Here is a 16709-nt window from a genome sequence, read left to right on the forward strand (position 1 = left end):
ATAATTAATTAGAAATTTACGAGACGAATCATGAACCACGCCCCGCTCACTCCGCAGCCTCCCCTGCCTTTTCCCGCCGCGCAGCGCTATGAAGACACGGTGCTGGAATGGGCCCGAGGCCTGGACGCCCGTTCCCTGCGCGCCCGCGACCAGGCCTATGGACCCGATCCGCAGCACCGCTATGACGTGTTCGCCGCCGATGGCATGCGCGGCGCGCCGGTGCTGGTGTTCTGGCATGGCGGCGGCTGGACCAATGGCTACAAGGAATATGTGCACTTCATGGCCGAGGCCGTGATCCGGCGGGGGCTGGTGTTGGTCGCGCCCACCTATCGGCTGGCGCCCGGCCACCGGCTGCCCGCCGCCTACGACGACGCCGTCCTGCTGCTGGGCGAACTGCGGCGGACCGTGGGCAGGTGGGGGGGAGATTGCCGGAATCTCTATCTGGCCGGGCACTCGGCCGGAGGCGGCACCGCCGCGATGGCGGCCCTGCGCAAGCCGGCGCTGGAGCGGGCGGGCGTACCGCCCGGCGACGTCCGTGGCTGCCTGCCCATCAGCGGCGTCATGGACCTGCACCACCCCTGCCCCGGGCCCGGCAGCCTGGAGGAACGGGTCTACGCCACCCTGCTGGAACGGCCGTGCGAAGACACGCTGATGAGCGCCATCAGTTGGACCGCCGGCAACCTCGTGCCTATGGTGTCGAGCTATGGGGAACGGGACAGCGCCCGCGTGATCGGCGCCAATACGCGCATGCACGAACTGCTGAAGCGCCAGCCCGCCGACGCCGGCCTGCACGCCTGGACGGGCCTCGATCACTTCGACACCCATCTGGCGCTGGCCGACCCCGCCCACGACTGGTACGGGCAGCTGGAGTCGCTGGTGGCGCGGACCTGCCGCTAGCGCCTATCCGGCGAAACGCTCGCCCAGCACCTGCGCGGTCCGCATCAGGTGGCTGCGCAGCAGCTCGCAGGCCAGGCCGGCGTTGCGGGCCAGGGCGGCCTCCATCAACTGCGCGTGTTCGCTCATCACGTCATCCTCGAGCTGTTGGGCCGAGGACGTATAGGCCAGGCGGATCCGGCGGTAGCGCTCGGAATGATCGATCAATTGTTCGTCGATGCGCATCAGCCACTTGGACCGCGCGGCGGCCAGCAGCGCGGCGTGGAAACCCCGGTGGGCCGCTTCCCACAACTCTACCGCCACGAGGTCGTTGGGATCCTGCGGCAGGCGCGCCCGCGTCAGCTTGTAGTAGGCGGCCGTGATGCTGGCGCCCCAATCGTCGTCGCCATGCTCGATCGCGTCCTGGAGCAGCAGCGTCTCGACCGAGGTGCGCGCATGCATCAGGTCGAGCATGTCCTCCCGGGACAGCGGGGACACGCTGAAGCCGCGCTGGCCGTCGTTGCTGACCAGGCCTTCGCCGGACAACTGCATCAAGGCTTCGCGTATGGGGCTGATGCCCAGTTCGTAGCGCTGTTGCAAGGCCTGCAGCCTGAGCTTCTGGCCGGGCGCCAGCGCGCCGGCGATCACGTCGGCGCGCAGGTGCTGGTACGCCCGTTCGGACATGGTCTCCGAAGGCGCCTTGGGGGCAGGCGTCCGGACCTGGGCGGGCGTTTCGGCTGATCGCATGAGGGTACCGCTCCGACGACGGTTGAATATATACAAAATCCGTTATTCATAAATTTTAGCCTATGCGCTTGTTTCATCGGTGGTTCGCAGAGGGCCAGGGTTTTTCCCTAAATTCATACAACACCAAATAATTTATATTTTCCACACTTCTTATATTTTAAGACGTTCATATAAATTACCCGGACTTACAGGGATGGCCATGACCGATTTCGCAAGACGCACCACGCTCGCCGCCCTCGCCGCGGCGGTTTCCCTCGCCGCGCTGGCCACCTCCGCCGTGGCGGCCGGCTATCCCGACAAACCGGTGAAAATCATCGTCGCCTATCCCGCGGGTGGGGATACCGACGTGCTGGCCCGCTGGATAGGAGAGAAGCTCAGCGCCAGGTGGGGCCAGCCCGTCGTGGTCGAGAACCGCAGCGGCGCGGCCGGCTCGATAGGCAGCGCCTACGTGGCCCGCTCCGCCGCCGACGGCTACACGCTACTGCTGGCGCCCAACACGCTGGCCATCGTGCCCCACGTGCTCAAGCCCGGCACCGGCGCCGACTACGACGCCCGGACCGACTTCACCCCCATCGCCGAGATCGGCACCCAATCGCTGTTCCTGGCCAGTTCCCAGCAATCCGGCGTGAAGTCGGTCAAGGACGTGGTGGCGGGCGTCAAAGCGGGCACGCTGCAAAGCTATGCCAGCCCCGGCTCGGGATCGCCCATGCACATCCTGGCCGAGCTGTTCGACAAGGCGGCCGGCACCCGGATCAACCAGATCCCGTATCGCGGCAGCGCGCCGGCCATCGTCGACCTGGTGGGCGGACAAGTCCCGCTGATGTACACCACCCTGGGCCCCATCACCTCGTACGTCGCCAACGGCAAGCTGCACCTGCTGGCCGTGGCCGACCCGCAGCGCTCGCCCTTCGCGCCCGAGGTCCCCACCTTCGCCGAGCTGGGCTACAAGAACGTCGAGGTCGGGGCCTGGCAGGCCCTGCTCGGGCCGCGCGGGCTGCCGGCCGAGGTCGTGCAGAAGCTGAACGCGGCGGTGAACGAGATCATCAGGATGCCGGACATCGTTTCCCGCGCGGCGGTCATGGGCCTCACGCCCACGGGCGGCACGCCCGACGCGCTGGCCCGGCGCATCGCCGCCGAGGACACGCGCTACGCCCGCATCATCAAGGAATTCGGCATCCAGGCCAACTGAGCTTTCTGCGCGCGCGGCGCTGCCGGGGGGCAGGCCGCGCGCCCCTCCCCTGCCGTGTCCCCGCACGGACACGCTTTCTCCTCTGGAAGACAACAATGTTCAAGGTCGGTCACACCACCATGAAGCGGTACGCGTTCGCCTGCCTGCTGGCGGGCGCGGGCTCCGCCCACGCCCAGACCACGGGCGTCACCCTGTACGGCATCGCCGACATGGGCTTCGTCCATGAAAGCGGCGCGGCCGACGGCTCGCGCAACAAACTCACCAGCGGCATGATGTCCGGCTCGCGCCTGGGTTTCCGCGGCCAGGAGAACCTGGGCTCGGGCCTGAGCGCGTTCTTCGCGCTGGAGGCCGGCATCCTGATGGACACCGGCATGTCCGGCCAGGGCGGCACGCTGTTCGGCCGGCAGGCGCTGGTCGGGCTGGGCACGCCCTATGGCCGCCTGACGCTGGGCCGGCAATACACCACGCTGGCCGTGGCCCAGGCGGAACTCGACCCGTTCTCGACCGGCATGGCGGGCACGTCGGCGAACCTGATCTCGGCCGGCGGGCGCGGCGGCAGCAATCGCTTCGACAACGCGGTCAAGTACAACTCGCCATCGCTGCACGGCCTGGAACTGGAAGCCTCGTACGCGCCGGGCGAAACCACGAACGGCGGCCAGAACGACCAGTACGGCGCCGCGCTGGGCTACGTGCGCGGACCGTTGCGCGGCAAGATCGCCTACGCCAACGCCAAGGACGCGAACGGTCCGGGCAAGGACGCGAAGGAAACCTTCCTGGGCATCCGCTACGACTTCGGCCCGGTGATCGGCTACCTGAACTACGTCGTCAGCCGCGGCGCCATCGTGCCCGGCACCCCCAACTACAAGTCCCAGGACATCCTGGTGGGCGCCGTGGTCCCGATCGGACAGGGGCGGCTGATTCTTTCCTACATCAACAAGAACGACCGGTCGGCCGACAACTTCGACGCGCAGCAATACGCGATCGGCTACGTCTATTCGCTGTCCAGGCGCACCAGCCTGTACACGTCGTACGCCTATATCGACAACAAGGCCTCCAACACCTCGCCCACGGGCTTCTACCGGGTGTGGAACGCCAACGACATCGGCAACATGACGGCGGGCAACCGCGCGTTCAGCGTCGGTATCAACCACCAGTTCTGAGCGCCGCGGCGAACTGTCCGCACTCAGGCCGGCGGTTTACACTTCCGGCCATGAGTTCCCTATTGCTGACGCCGGAACAGCGGCAGATCGTTTCGCAAGCCGGCCAATTCCTGCTGATCGACGCCGTGGCCGGCTCGGGCAAGACCACGACCCTGGCCCAGTGCGTGGCCTATCGCGAGCGCCAGGGCACGCCGGCCGACGGCATCCTGGCGCTGGTGTTCACCGAGGCCGCCCGGCAGGTCTTCCTGCAGCGCCTGGCGCAGGCCGGCGCGTCGCGTTCGATCCGGGTCGCCACCTATGCCGAGTTCGCGCGCGGGCTGCTGGCCGACTGGCAGGGGCAGGGGCTGATCGACGGCGCCCTGGACTACCTGCCCGACGCCGAGGCCATGCGGCCTTGCGTGTTCGAGGCCATCGAGGAAGCGGCCGCCGATCCGCAGGCGGACCGGGAATACGGCTACGACCTGAACAACCTGCATGCCGAAATCGTGATCAACCAGTTGTCCCGGCTCAAGGGCACGCTGGCCTTCGCCCGCTTCGGGGATGCCTCCGACGCGGAACTGGCCGACGAACTCGACCTGCCGCGCGGACTGCTGTCGATCTGCCGCACCTACGAACGGCTGCGCCGGATCGATGCCGGCCATTTCGCGTTCCAGAGCGAGCACGATCTGGTCACCGACGTGCTGGCCATTGCCGACGAGCTGGGCGAGATCGTGCCCCTGCCCTGCCCCGCGCTGGTCGTGGCGGACGAATGGCACGATGCCAACGCCGCCCAGATCAGCCTGCTGCGCAAGCTTGCCGGCCCGCGCACCCGCATCATCGCGGCCGGCGACAAGGAACAGGTCGTCCATTCGTGGAACGGCGCCGACCCCCGCTACATGGGCGAGGCCTTCGAGCATCTTTTCCCCGGCACGCGCCGCCTGCCGCTGACCAACTCGTTCCGCTGCGGCGCGACGCTGGGCGCGTGCGCCCAGGCCCTGACGGCCCAGGTCTTCCAGTCCGGGCGGGCGGAAGATACCGAGGTCGAGATCGTGCGCTACGGCAAGGCGCCGGAAGACGACTGCTGCCGCCAGGTGGTCGACGCGCTGGCGGGCCTGGTCGAGTCGGGCGCCGCGCACAGCCTGGCCGACTGTGCCGTGGTGCTGCGCGACGCGCATCAAAGCATCGCCCTGGAGAACGCGTTGATCGCCCGCGGCCTGCCCTACGCCATGGACGGCTGCCAGAGCTATCTCGATCGCATCGAGATCCTGATGCTGCGCGGCATCCTGCACATCGCCAGGCTGTCCATGGCACCCGTGCGCGACCGCGGCGACGTCAAGGCCATCCTGCGGGCGCTGGGCCTGTTCGCGGGACTGGACTATACGGAAAGCGAGTGGGCGGACGCCGAACGCACCATCGCCACCGACCCCGAGACCATCCGCTATTTCTACAGCGGCCGGCTCAGCCGCACCACCGACGCGCAGGAAACCGTGGGCCCGGCCACCCGCCGCTGGCGCGCCCGCTTCGCCGAGGTCTGCGACCATCTCATCGCCCAGGCATCTTCGCTGTCGGCGGGCGAGCTGCTGGCCCACGCGGCGGCGCAGCTGCAACTGGCCGACGCCACGCGGCGCCTGTTCGTGCACCGGCTGGACGCCCAGGCGGTCACCCGCTCCATCGATGGTTTCATCGCCTACGCGCGTACCACCGGCCTGGATGCCGCCGGCCTGCTGGACCACCTGCACCAGGCCCAGCGCCGCAGCGGCGCGCTGAAGAAAAACCGGCAACCGCTGGTCGTGACCACCGCGCGCGCCGCCAAGGGCAAGGAATGGCGTTTCGTGCACATGCCCTTCATCGCCGACGGCGAATTCCCGCAGGCGCACGCCGATCCGGCCGAGGAACGCCGGCTGTTCTACGTCGCCATGACGCGGACCAGCGAGAAGCTGTTCCTGTACACGCCGCAGGGCCACGACAGCCATTTCATCCGCGCGCTGGACCTGCCAGCGGCGCGCGCGGCCGCGCGCGCCCGGCCCGCCGCCCCGGCGGCGCCGGCCACGCCTCCTCGCGTCTACCTGGACGTACCCTACGGCGAAAAGGACGCGGCCAAGCAACTGGGCGCGCAGTGGGACAGCGTGCAGCGCAAGTGGTGGATCTCGCCGGCCATGCCGCGCCGGCTCTTCGCCAAGTGGCTGCCCGCCGCCGACGGTCCGGGCCGGCCGTGAAACCCGCATCCGATCCCGGCATCGTCGTTCGCGGCCTGATGCTGCTGGCGGCGCTGCTGTGCCTGGCGCTGGGCGTCGTCGGCATCTTCGTGCCCGGCCTGCCGACCACGGTCTTCATCCTGATGGCCGCCTGGTTCGCGGCGCGAGGATCGCCCCGCCTGCTGGCCTGGCTGGAACGCCACCCGGTCTTCGGCGCCATGATCCGCAACTGGCGCACCGACCGCTCCGTCAGCCGCCGCGCCAAATGGAGCGCCACCCTTACCATGGCCCTGTGCGCCGCCATCCTGTTCATCGCCCCGGTGCCGCGCTGGGCCGCCGGCCTGTCCACCGCCGTCATGCTGACAGTAGCCGTGTGGCTATGGCGACGGCCGGAACCATTCCGATAGTTTCCAAGTTCTCCAGGATGCGGTGGATCCGGCTTTGCCGGTCCACCCGCATCGCCCCCTGGGGGGCGCGCGTCAGCGCGTAGAGGGGGGCGACTGCCGGATCAATCCGGCCGCGGCCGTTTGGTGCGTGGCTTCGTCGATCAGGATGAATGCCCCGGTGGCCGCGATGTCGTCGTAGGCATCCAGCGCCAGTGCATCGCGGGTGGCGATTTCCACGCGGCCGATGTCGTTCATCGCGAACGGCGTGTCGGCCGCCGGGACCTCCGCGAGTTCGTGGATGTCGCGCCGCGCCAGCACCGACTTGATCTTGGCCGAGGTCAGGCGGGTGCCGTGCTTGAGCAGGTACTTGCGCGCGGGATTCAGGGCCTGCGTATCCAGCCAGCAGATCTCGGCCTGGAACTGCCGCGCGACGAAGGCCGGCGCCGACGCGTGCACCAGCACGTCGCCGCGCGAGACGTCCACGTCCTCGTCCAGCACGACGGTGACGGAATCGCCGGCGATGGCGCCTTCCACTTCTCCACCGTGAACGACCAGCGACTTCACCGTCGCCGCCACGCCCGAAGGCTGGACCAGCACGCGATCGCCCACGGCCAGCGAACCGCTGGCCAACTGCCCCATGTAGCCGCGGAAATCGTCGGCCCGGTCGCCGCCGTGACGCGCGACCAGTTGCACCGGGAAGCGCAGGGCCTTGCCCGAATCATCCGCGCGCGCCTCCAGCGCCTCGAGCAGTTCGAGCAGGGCCGGCCCCTGGTACCAGGGCGTGCGGCCGGACTTGCCGACGACGTTGTCGCCGGTCAGCGCCGACAGCGGCAGGACGTGGAAGCCGGCGATGCCCAGCTTCGCGGCCAGCGCCGCATAGGCCTCGCGGATCCGCTCGAACACCTCGCGGTCCCAGTCGACCAGGTCCATCTTGTTGACCGCCACCACGATGTGGCGGATGCCCAGCAGGTGCGCCAGCGTGCTGTGGCGCTTGGTCTGCGTCAGCAACTGGCCGTCCGCCGCCCGGGTCGCGTCGATCAGGATGATCGCGACGTCGGCCGTGGATGCGCCGGTCACCATGTTGCGCGTGTACTGCTCGTGCCCGGGGGCATCGGCGATGATGAACTTGCGCACCGGCGTCGAGAAATAGCGGTACGCCACGTCGATCGTGATGCCCTGCTCGCGCTCGGCTTCCAGGCCGTCGGTCAGCAGAGACAGGTCGATGGTGTCGCCCACCGTGCGCTTGTACTTGGCGCGCGAGATCGCGTCGAGCTGGTCGGCGAAAATGCCCTTGCTGTCGTACAGCAGCCGGCCGATCAGGGTCGACTTGCCGTCGTCCACCGAACCGGCGGTGATCAGGCGCAGCACGCCCTTGTCGGCGGCGGAGAAGAATGCGGAATCGGTCATGGCGTTCATCAGAAATATCCTTCCTTCTTGCGGCGCTCCATCGAGGCTTCCGAGGTCTGGTCGTCCATGCGGGTGGCGCCGCGCTCGGTGATGTCCGTCACCGCCGTCTCGGCGATGATGGCCAGCGGATCCGCGGCCTCGGAGGCCACCGGGCAGGTGCACGAGATGTCGCCCACGGTGCGGAAGCGCACCGTCAGGTTCTCGATCGACTCGCCGTCCTGCGGCGGGGTGAGCGGCGTCACCGGCACCAGCAGGCCCTTGCGCCGGACCACGTCGCGCTGGTGCGCGTAGTAGATCGACGGCAGCGCGAGGTTCTCGCGCGCGATGTATTGCCACACGTCCAGCTCGGTCCAGTTCGAGATCGGGAACACGCGCATGTTCTCGCCGGCGTGGACCCGCGTGTTGTACAGATTCCAGACCTCGGGGCGCTGAGCCTTGGGGTTCCATTGGCCGAACTCGTCGCGGAACGAAAAGATGCGCTCCTTGGCACGCGCCTTTTCCTCGTCCCGGCGGGCGCCGCCTATGCAGGCGTCGAAGCCGAATTCCTCGATCGCCTCCAGCAGCGTGACGGCCTGCGCGGCGTTGCGCGAATCGGTTTCCTTGCGCAGCACGACCGAACCGCGCGCGATGGAGTCTTCCACGCTGCGCACGATCAGTTGCTCGCCCAGTTCGGCGGCGCGGGCATCGCGGAAGGCGATGACCTCGTCGAAGTTGTGGCCGGTGTCGATGTGCATCAGCGGGAAGGGGAACTTTCCGGGCCGGAAGGCCTTCTCCGCCAGCCTGAGCAGCACGCAGGAATCCTTGCCGCCGGAGAACAGCAGCACGGGCCGGGCGCATTCGGCCGCGACTTCGCGCATGATGAAGATGGCTTCGGATTCCAGCCAGTCGAGATGGCTGCGCGTGGTGTTCAGGATAGCGGGCATGATTCAGCCTGGTTGCTTGGTTGTGACGACGGAGACCGGGATGGCCGACAGGTTGCCGGCGTGCAGTCCGCACTCCTTGGAGTCGGACGATTCCCACCACCAGCGGCCCGCGCGCAGGTCCTCGCCGGGCCGGATGGCGCGGGTACAGGGTTCGCAGCCGATCGAGGGATAGCCCCGGTCGTGCAGCGGGTTGTAGAGAATGTCCAGCGCGCGGATGGCGGCCCAGACTTCTTCCTGGGTCCACAGCGCGAGCGGGTTGTACTTGTGCAGCCCGAACACGGGATCGGGCTCGTCCAGCGGCAGCTCGCCGCGGGTCACGGCCTGTTCGCGGCGCTGCCCGGTGATCCACGCGCTGCGGCCCGCCAGCACCCGCCGCAGCGGCGCGACCTTGCGGATCTCGCAACAGGCCTTGCGCAGGTCCACGCTTTCGTAGAACGCGTTCGGGCCGTGGGCGGCAACGTATTCCTCGACGGCGGCAGGATCGGGCCGCACGACGCCGATGGCGCGGCCGTAGCGCCCGGCGATGCGATCGATCATCGCGACGGTCTCGGCGTTGAGCCGGCCGGTGTCCAGCGTGAAGATCTCGATGGGCAGCCCGCCATCCAGGATGGCGTGGGTCAGCACCATGTCCTCGGCGGCCAGCGACGAGGCCAGCGCCACGTCGGCATGCGCGCGGGCGATGCCGCCCAGCCGGTCGAGCAGTTCGGACCAGCGTTGCGACGGGAAGGAAGAAGCGGTCACGGCGGCCATGGCTCAGGTAAGGAAGACTTGCGCGTTGCGCGGCTTGGCGACCAGCGCCTCGCCGCCCTTCAGGTCGAGCTGGCGGAAGACCTCGGCGGGCAGTTCCACCTCGACCGGCTGGTCCGAACCCTGGCGGGTGAGTTCCAGGTAGGCGCTGGGCCCCGACAGATAGGCCCGGTTGAACGTGGTGACCAGCCCGATGTCGCCGTCGCTGTAGCGCTGCACGTCGAATTCGTGCGGCCGGATGTAGGCCGTGGCCTTGGCGTGCTGGGCATCGGCCAGGTCGGGCGTGGAGATGGTCAGTCCGTCGGCATGCAGCACGCCGGCATGGGCCTGGCCGTGAAACTGGTTGACGTCGCCCAGGAAGCCGTAGACGAAGGGCGTGGCGGGCCGCTCCCAGACCTCGGTGGGCGTGCCCACCTGCTCGATGCGGCCGGAGTTCATCAGGACCACCCGGTCCGCCACTTCCAGCGCCTCTTCCTGGTCATGGGTGACGAACACGCTGGCCACATGCAGTTCGTCGTGCAGGCGCCGCAGCCAGCGGCGCAGTTCCTTGCGCACCTTGGCGTCCAGCGCGCCGAACGGCTCGTCCAGCAGCAGCACCCGCGGCTCCACGGCCAGCGCACGCGCCAGCGCGATGCGCTGGCGCTGCCCGCCCGAGAGCTGCGAGGGATAGCGATCGGCCAGCCAGTCGAGCTGAACCAGGTTCAGCAGCTGGTGGACCTTGTCCTTGATCTGCGCCTCGGAGGGCCGCTGGCCGCGCGGCTTGACGCGCAGGCCGAAGGCCACGTTCTCGAACACGGTCATGTGGCGGAACAGCGCATAGTGCTGGAACACGAAGCCGACCTGGCGTTCGCGCACGTGCACGTCGGTGGCGTCCTCGCCCGAGAAATAGACGCTGCCTTCATCGGGCGTCTCGAGCCCGGCGATGATGCGCAGCAAGGTCGTCTTGCCGCAGCCCGACGGCCCCAGCAGCGCGACCAGTTCGCCCGACTCGATGTGCAGGGACACATCCTTGAGGGCGTGGAAGTTTCCGAAACGCTTGGAGAGATGACGAACTTCGATACTCATGTCTTTTACCTTCCCGGGACGGTCAGCCGGCCGCCTTCAGTTGCAGCGGCGCGGCGCCTGGAAATTCGGAGGGGAGCGCCTGGTCCTTGAGCTGCCGGCCGCTGCGCCATTCGACCACGCTCTTGAGGACCAGCGTGACGAGGGCCAGCAGCGCGAGCACCGAGGCAACCGCGAACGAGGCTTGATATGCATATTCGTTGTAGAGGATTTCCACGTGCAACGGAATGGTGTTGGTCAGGCCGCGGACATGGCCCGATACCACCGATACCGCTCCGAATTCTCCCATGGCCCGGGCATTGCAGAGAATCACGCCGTACAGGAGGCCCCATTTGATGTTGGGCAGCGTCACGCGGCGGAACATCTGCCAGCCCGAGGCGCCCAGGGTCAGCGCCGCCTGTTCTTCCTCGCTGCCCTGGGCCTGCATCAGCGGGATCAGTTCGCGGGCGATGAAGGGAAAGGTCACGAACAGCGTGGCCAGCACCACGCCCGGGACGGCATAGACCACCTTCAGGTCGTAGGCCTTGAGCAGCGGGCCCAGCCAGCCGTGCGCGCCGAACAGCAACACATAGATCAACCCCGCGACCACCGGCGAGACCGAGAACGGCAGGTCGATCAGCGTGACCAGCGCCTGCTTGCCGCGGAACTGGAACTTGGTGATGGCCCACGCCGCCGCCACGCCCAGCGCCAGGTTCAGCGGCACGGCGATGGCCGCGACCAGCAGCGTCAGCCGGATCGCGGCCAGCGCGTCGGGCTCGATCAGGGCCTCGGCATACAGTTCCCAGCCCTTCTTCAGCGCCTCGGAAAACACCACGGCCAGCGGCAGCAGCAGGAACAGCGCGAGAAAACCCAGCGACACCGCGAGCAGCAGGCGCCGCACCCAGGCGGGCTCATCGAGGTGGACGGGCCGGTTGGCGGTACTCATACGTTCTTCCCCAGGCCGCGCCGCGCCTGCCACCACTGCAGCAGGTTGATGAACAGCAGCAGCACGAAGGACAGCAGCAGCATGACCAGCGCGATCGAGGCCGCGCCGGCGTAGTCGTACTGTTCGAGTTTGGTGATGATGAGCAGCGGCGTGATCTCGGACACCATGGGCATGTTGCCGGCGATGAAGACCACCGATCCGTACTCGCCGACGGCGCGCGCGAAAGCCAGCGCGAAGCCGGTCAGCAAGGCGGGCAGGATCGTGGGCAACAGGACCTTCAGGAAGGTCTGCAGCCGGCTGGCGCCCAGGCTGGCGGCGGCCTCTTCCAGCTCGCGCTCGGCGTCCTCCAGTACCGGCTGCACCGTCCGGACCACGAACGGCAGGCCGATGAAGATCAGCGCCACCACCACGCCCAGCGGCGTGTACGCCACCTTGATGCCCAGCGGCTCGAGCCAGCGGCCCATCCATCCGTTCGAGGCGTACAGCGCGGTCAGGGCGATACCCGCCACCGCGGTCGGCAGCGCGAACGGCAGGTCTACCAGCGCATCGACGATCTTCTTGCCCGGGAACTCGTAGCGAACCAGCGTCCAGGCCACGGCCAGGCCGGCCACCAGGTTGACCAGCGCCGCCAGCAGCGCGGCGCCGAAGGTCAGCCGGTACGAGGCCAGAACGCGGGGCGCGGTCACCGCCGCCCAGAACGTCTGCCAGTCCAGGGTCGCGCTCTTGAAGAACAGCGTGGACAGCGGGATCAGGACGATCAGGCTCAGGTAGAACACGGTGAAGCCCATGCTCAGCCCGAACCCGGGCAGCACGCCGAAACGCTGCGCCCGCCTGGGCCTGGCCGCGGGCGGGTGCAGGATGCCGAGGGTGGAGATGGAGGCCTTCAACGCTTGCCCGGCTGGTAGAGCTGGTCGAACGTGCCGCCATCCTCGAAGTGGGTCTTCTGGGCCTTTTGCCAGCCGCCGAAGACCTCATCGATGGTGATCAGGTTCACCTTGGGAAAGGCCGACGCGTACTTGGCGGCCACCTCGGGATTGCGGGGACGGTAATAGTTCCTGGCGATGATCTCCTGTGCGTCCTTGGTGTACAGGTATTCCAGGTAGGCCTGCGCCGCCTGGCGCGTGCCCTTCTTGTCGACGTTCTTGTCGACCACCGCCACGGGCGGCTCGCACAGGATGGACAGCGAGGGCGCGACGATGTCGAACTTGTCCGGGCCCAGTTCCTTCAACGACAGCAGCGCCTCGTTCTCCCAGGCCAGCAGCACGTCGCCCTGGCCGCGCTCGACGAAGGTCGTGGTCGCGCCGCGGGCGCCGCTGTCCAGCACGGGCACGTGCTTGAACAGCTCGGCGATGAACTCGCGCGCCTTGGCCTCGCTGCCGCCGGGCTGCTTCAGGGCATAGGCCCAGGCCGCCAGGTAGTTCCAGCGCGCGCCGCCCGAGGTCTTGGGATTGGGCGTGATGACCGAGACTCCCGGCTTGATCAGGTCGCCCCAGTCCTTGATGCCCTTGGGATTGCCCTTGCGCACCAGGAACACGATGGTGGAGGTGTACGGCGAGCTGTTCTGCGGCAGCCGCTTCTGCCAGTCGGCGGGCAGCAGGTTGCCGCGTGCATGCAGGGCATCGATGTCGTAGGCCAGGGCCAGCGTGACCACGTCGGCTTCCAGGCCGTCGATGACCGAGCGCGCCTGGGCGCCGGAGCCGCCATGGGACTGGCGGATGGTCAGGTCGACACCGGCTTTTTTCTTGTATTCGGCCGCGAAGGCCTTGTCCAGATCCTTGTACAGTTCACGCGTCGGATCATAGGAAACATTCAGCAGGGTCTGCTTCTGCTGTGCCGCAACAGGCGACACGGCGGCCGCCATGGCCAGCACGGCAACACCCAGGGTCCTTCCCAGCAATCCGGCCATCCGAGGCTCCATTCCGTCTTTTCGAGGAATGCATGGTCGGTCACAAGCCCCTTGCTTGGGAACGACATCTTGGATGGTTACTTATTCCACGGCGGCATAAACCCGGCGCGGCACAGACAAATACGCCGTTATGCCCGGATGCGCATTAGATCATTTTCAAATTTTCGTTCTGATTTTTTTGTTTGCGACGCAACATGATTGATCGCCGCCGGCCCGCTGTCGCGCCGGCCCAAGCAGGAGAATCATCTTGAACTTCCAGCAACTGCGCTCCGTCCGCGAAGCCTTGCGCCGCAATTTCAACCTGACCGAGGTCGCCAACACCCTGTACACCTCGCAGCCGGGCGTCAGCCGCCAGATACGCGAACTGGAGGACGAACTGGGCACGACGATATTCGAACGCGCCGGCAAGCGCCTGACCGGACTGACCGAGCCGGGCAAGGAAATCGTCATCATCATCGAGCGCCTGCTGCTCGAACAGGAGAACCTCAAGCGCGCGGCCCAGGAGTTCGGCGCCCGCGACCAGGGCCGGCTGACCATCGCCACGACCCACACCCAGGCCCGCTACGCACTTCCCGTGGTGGTGCAGGCGTTCCGGCGCAGCTTTCCCCAGGTCCACCTGAACCTGCAGCAGGGCTCGCCCCTGCACATCGCCGAATGGGTGGCCAGCGGCCAGGCCGACATCGGCATCGCCACCGAAGGGCTGCAGGCCGATGCCCGGCTCTCGACGTTCGCCGGCTACCGGTGGAACCACGTCATCGTCGCGCCGCCGGGGCATCCCATCCTGGCGCGCGAGCGGCCGACGGTCGAGGAACTGGCCCGGCACCCGCTGATCACCTACGACACCGGCCTGACGGGCCGTTCGCACATCGACGAGGCCTTCGCGCGCGCCGGCATCGTGCCGGACATCGTGCTGACGGCGATGGACGCCGACGTGATCAAAACCTACGTGGCGGCGGGCCTGGGCATAGGCATCATCGCCGCCATGGCCTACGACAGCGAGGAAGACACCAAGCTGCGGTCGCTGGCGGCCGATCACCTGTTCGCGTCCAACATGACGCGCCTGGCGGTGCGCCGCGGCGCCTACCTGCGCAATTTCGCGATTGCCTTCATCGAGATGTTCGCGCCGCACCTGGACCGCAACACGATCACCGCGCAGCAGGACGAGGACGCGGCCGCGGCGCGCCAGCCCGAGCCGGCGGGCGCCTGATCAGTTCAGGGTGCCGCCCTTGCCGCCGGCGCTGAAGCGGCCGGCGCCGATCAGCGCGATGACGAGGCCGCCGCACAGGTACAGCCCCTGGAGCTCCAGCGTCCAGGCGCCGTTCTTGGCTACGGAGAAGATCTGGCTTGAATGGGCGAGCGCGATGGCCACGACCATGTTGATGGCGACCAGGAGGCCGCCGAGCCGGCTGTAGATGCCCACCAGCAGCAGGATGGGAGCGGCCACTTCGCCCACGTAGACGAAATAGGCCAGGAAGGTGGGCAGCCCGTGCGAGGCGACGAGCCCCTTCACGAAGCCGATGCCGCCGATGACCTTCGGAATGCCATGCATGAGCATGAGCACCCCTACGAACACGCGCAGCAGGAGTTTTCCGAGATCGTCGGCGGTCTGGAGCATGGAAGTCCTATCGGAGGGAAACGAAGGCCCGCATTACAGCACATGTGCGTGACACGGGCACTTCTTCCCTGCGCGGACCTACTCCTTGTTGGGCTGGGGCGTGGTACGCAGGTAGGGCCGCACCACCTTGTAGCCCTTGGGAAACTTCTGCTTGAGCACCTCGGGGTCCTGCAGCGAGGGCACGATGATGACGTCTTCGCCGTCCTTCCAGTTCACCGGCGTCGCCACGCTGTAGTTGTCGGTCAGTTGCAGCGAATCGATCACGCGCAGGATCTCGTCGAAGTTGCGCCCCGTGCTGGCCGGGTAGGTGATGATGAGCCTGACCTTCTTGGCCGGATCGATCACGAAGACCGAGCGCACCGTGGCGGTGGCGCTGGCGTTCGGGTGGATCATGTCGTAGAGCGTGGAGACCTTGCGGTCGGCGTCGGCCAGGATGGGGAAGTCCACCCGGGTGTTCTGCGTGTCGTTGATGTCGCCGATCCACTGCTGGTGGGAATCGACCGGGTCGACCGACAGCGCCAGCACCTTCACGTTGCGCTTGGCGAATTCCTGCGCGAGCTTGGCGGTATAGCCCAGTTCGGTCGTGCAGACCGGCGTGAAGTCCGCCGGGTGCGAGAACAGCACGCCCCAGCTGTCGCCGAGGTAGTCGTAGAAATGGATATGTCCCTTGGAGGAATCCTGTTCGAAATCGGGAGCGGTGTCGCCCAGACGCAATGCGGCCATGTCGGTCTCCTACGTTTCCAAATGAAGCATTCTGGCGTTCCGCCGGGGAAGCGGGAACAAATGTTTGCACATATCCATATAGCTTTCCACCATAACGAGGAAGGTTGATACTTATTTTTTCACATAAGGGCGCGCCCGCGCGCCACAGCTCCGCCATCCAAGCTGCGGTAATTAACAAACGCAAAATTCTTCGTTCCCAGTAATGAGCGGCGACGCCATCATGCGCTCATGCGACTGCAACCCTTGATCGTCCCAGGTTGGAACAACTCCGGCCCCGGCCATTGGCAGAGCCTGTGGGAGGCCTGTCTGCCGCGCGCGGTGCGCGTGCAGCAGAGCGACTGGGCCTCGCCCGACCTGCATGCATGGACCGCGACCCTGGCCGCCGCCATCGAGGCGGCGCAGCGGCCGCCGCTGTTGATCGCCCACAGCCTGGGCTGCATCACCATCTGCCACCTGCCGCTGCGCGTACGCGAGAAGGTGGCGGGCGCCCTGCTGGTGGCCCCCGCCGACGTCGAGCGTGCGAACGCCCCGGCACGGCTGCGCTCGTTCTGCCCCGTGCCGATGCAGACCCTGCCCTTCCAGAGCGTGGTGGTCGCCAGCACCAACGATCCGTATTGCTCGCTGGACCGTGCCCGCGAATTCGCCGAGGCCTGGGGCAGCCGCTTCGAGCAGCTCGACGACGCCGGCCACATCAACGCCGAGTCGGGCTACGGCGAATGGCCACAGGGCCTGAAACTGCTGGCGGCCCTGCGGCGCCGGTCGCACTGGCGCATTCCCGTCGCCCCCTGCCGCACGCCTCCGCTGCCGCCGTCGCAGGCGCCCGGCCACCACCGTCCCTCGCCCTGAACGGCGCCGGCCGGCAGGCCTTGGCA

Annotated in this window: 17 protein-coding genes; 7 read left to right on the forward strand and 10 right to left on the reverse strand. The window is 67.6% G+C overall.

Features of this window, described 5'->3' with window-relative positions:
• Positions 1 to 30: 30 nt before the first annotated feature.
• A complete protein-coding gene (locus EV675_RS22255) occupies positions 31 to 897 on the forward strand; it encodes an alpha/beta hydrolase (RefSeq protein ID WP_130359880.1) in 867 nt (288 codons plus the stop codon).
• Positions 898 to 900: 3 nt separating this feature from the next.
• On the opposite strand, the gene EV675_RS22260 is transcribed toward EV675_RS22255, so the two are convergent.
• Positions 901 to 1557 carry a GntR family transcriptional regulator gene (locus EV675_RS22260; RefSeq protein WP_242621541.1) on the reverse strand — a complete coding sequence of 219 codons (657 nt, stop codon included), beginning with the start codon at positions 1555 to 1557 and terminating at the stop codon, positions 901 to 903.
• 262 nt (positions 1558 to 1819) lie between these two features.
• Between EV675_RS22260 and EV675_RS22265 the strand changes: the two genes are divergently transcribed.
• From EV675_RS22265 to EV675_RS22280, 4 genes are all read left to right on the forward strand, one after another.
• On the forward strand, positions 1820 to 2809 hold the full coding sequence (locus EV675_RS22265; protein WP_130359884.1) for a Bug family tripartite tricarboxylate transporter substrate binding protein: 990 nt from the start codon (positions 1820 to 1822) through the stop codon (positions 2807 to 2809).
• A gap of 95 nt (positions 2810 to 2904) precedes the next feature.
• Complete coding sequence (locus EV675_RS22270) at positions 2905 to 3969, forward strand: porin (protein WP_130359886.1); 1065 nt, start codon at positions 2905 to 2907, stop codon at positions 3967 to 3969.
• A 50-nt stretch (positions 3970 to 4019) separates the two neighbouring features.
• The gene (locus EV675_RS22275; protein ID WP_130359888.1) at positions 4020 to 6164 is read left to right on the forward strand and encodes an ATP-dependent helicase; all 2145 of its coding nucleotides are present in this window, start codon (positions 4020 to 4022) and stop codon (positions 6162 to 6164) included.
• 38 nt (positions 6165 to 6202) lie between these two features.
• Entirely contained in the window at positions 6203 to 6550 is a 348-nt protein-coding gene (locus tag EV675_RS22280) for a YbaN family protein (protein WP_130360318.1), read from the forward strand.
• Between the two features lie 72 nt (positions 6551 to 6622).
• On the opposite strand, the gene EV675_RS22285 is transcribed toward EV675_RS22280, so the two are convergent.
• From EV675_RS22285 to EV675_RS22315, 7 genes are read right to left on the reverse strand one after another with little or no spacing between them, the layout of a single operon-like run.
• Positions 6623 to 7945: a sulfate adenylyltransferase subunit 1 gene (locus tag EV675_RS22285; protein ID WP_130359890.1), complete on the reverse strand. Its 1323-nt coding sequence runs from the start codon at positions 7943 to 7945 to the stop codon at positions 6623 to 6625.
• Positions 7945 to 8859, reverse strand: a complete 915-nt coding sequence (gene cysD, locus EV675_RS22290) for a sulfate adenylyltransferase subunit CysD (protein ID WP_130359892.1) — start codon at positions 8857 to 8859, stop codon at positions 7945 to 7947. The genes EV675_RS22285 and cysD overlap by 1 nt, the downstream gene beginning before the upstream one ends.
• A gap of 3 nt (positions 8860 to 8862) precedes the next feature.
• Positions 8863 to 9609, reverse strand: a complete 747-nt coding sequence (locus tag EV675_RS22295) for a phosphoadenylyl-sulfate reductase (protein ID WP_130359894.1) — start codon at positions 9607 to 9609, stop codon at positions 8863 to 8865.
• Between the two features lie 3 nt (positions 9610 to 9612).
• Positions 9613 to 10671: a sulfate/molybdate ABC transporter ATP-binding protein gene (locus tag EV675_RS22300; protein ID WP_130359896.1), complete on the reverse strand. Its 1059-nt coding sequence runs from the start codon at positions 10669 to 10671 to the stop codon at positions 9613 to 9615.
• Positions 10672 to 10693: 22 nt separating this feature from the next.
• Positions 10694 to 11593 carry a sulfate ABC transporter permease subunit CysW gene (gene cysW, locus EV675_RS22305; protein WP_130359898.1) on the reverse strand — a complete coding sequence of 300 codons (900 nt, stop codon included), beginning with the start codon at positions 11591 to 11593 and terminating at the stop codon, positions 10694 to 10696.
• Entirely contained in the window at positions 11590 to 12453 is an 864-nt protein-coding gene (cysT, locus tag EV675_RS22310; protein ID WP_242621565.1) for a sulfate ABC transporter permease subunit CysT, read from the reverse strand. The genes cysW and cysT overlap by 4 nt, the downstream gene beginning before the upstream one ends.
• Positions 12454 to 12476: 23 nt before the next feature.
• Complete coding sequence (locus tag EV675_RS22315) at positions 12477 to 13454, reverse strand: sulfate ABC transporter substrate-binding protein (protein ID WP_165404724.1); 978 nt, start codon at positions 13452 to 13454, stop codon at positions 12477 to 12479.
• A 292-nt stretch (positions 13455 to 13746) separates the two neighbouring features.
• Between EV675_RS22315 and EV675_RS22320 the strand changes: the two genes are divergently transcribed.
• On the forward strand, positions 13747 to 14706 hold the full coding sequence (locus EV675_RS22320) for a CysB family HTH-type transcriptional regulator (RefSeq protein ID WP_130359902.1): 960 nt from the start codon (positions 13747 to 13749) through the stop codon (positions 14704 to 14706).
• On the opposite strand, the gene EV675_RS22325 is transcribed toward EV675_RS22320, so the two are convergent.
• Both EV675_RS22325 and EV675_RS22330 read right to left on the reverse strand, forming a co-directional pair.
• Complete coding sequence (locus EV675_RS22325) at positions 14707 to 15114, reverse strand: DoxX family protein (RefSeq protein WP_130359904.1); 408 nt, start codon at positions 15112 to 15114, stop codon at positions 14707 to 14709.
• Positions 15115 to 15192: 78 nt separating this feature from the next.
• Positions 15193 to 15837, reverse strand: coding sequence for a peroxiredoxin (locus EV675_RS22330; protein WP_124688670.1), 645 nt, complete (start codon positions 15835 to 15837; stop codon positions 15193 to 15195).
• A 228-nt stretch (positions 15838 to 16065) separates the two neighbouring features.
• On the opposite strand from EV675_RS22330, the gene EV675_RS22335 reads away from it, so the two are divergent.
• The gene (locus tag EV675_RS22335; RefSeq protein WP_130359906.1) at positions 16066 to 16683 is read left to right on the forward strand and encodes an RBBP9/YdeN family alpha/beta hydrolase; all 618 of its coding nucleotides are present in this window, start codon (positions 16066 to 16068) and stop codon (positions 16681 to 16683) included.
• Positions 16684 to 16709: the final 26 nt, after the last annotated feature.

Source organism: Pigmentiphaga kullae (assembly GCF_004216695.1).
GTDB classification, from domain to species: domain Bacteria; phylum Pseudomonadota; class Gammaproteobacteria; order Burkholderiales; family Burkholderiaceae_B; genus Pigmentiphaga; species Pigmentiphaga kullae.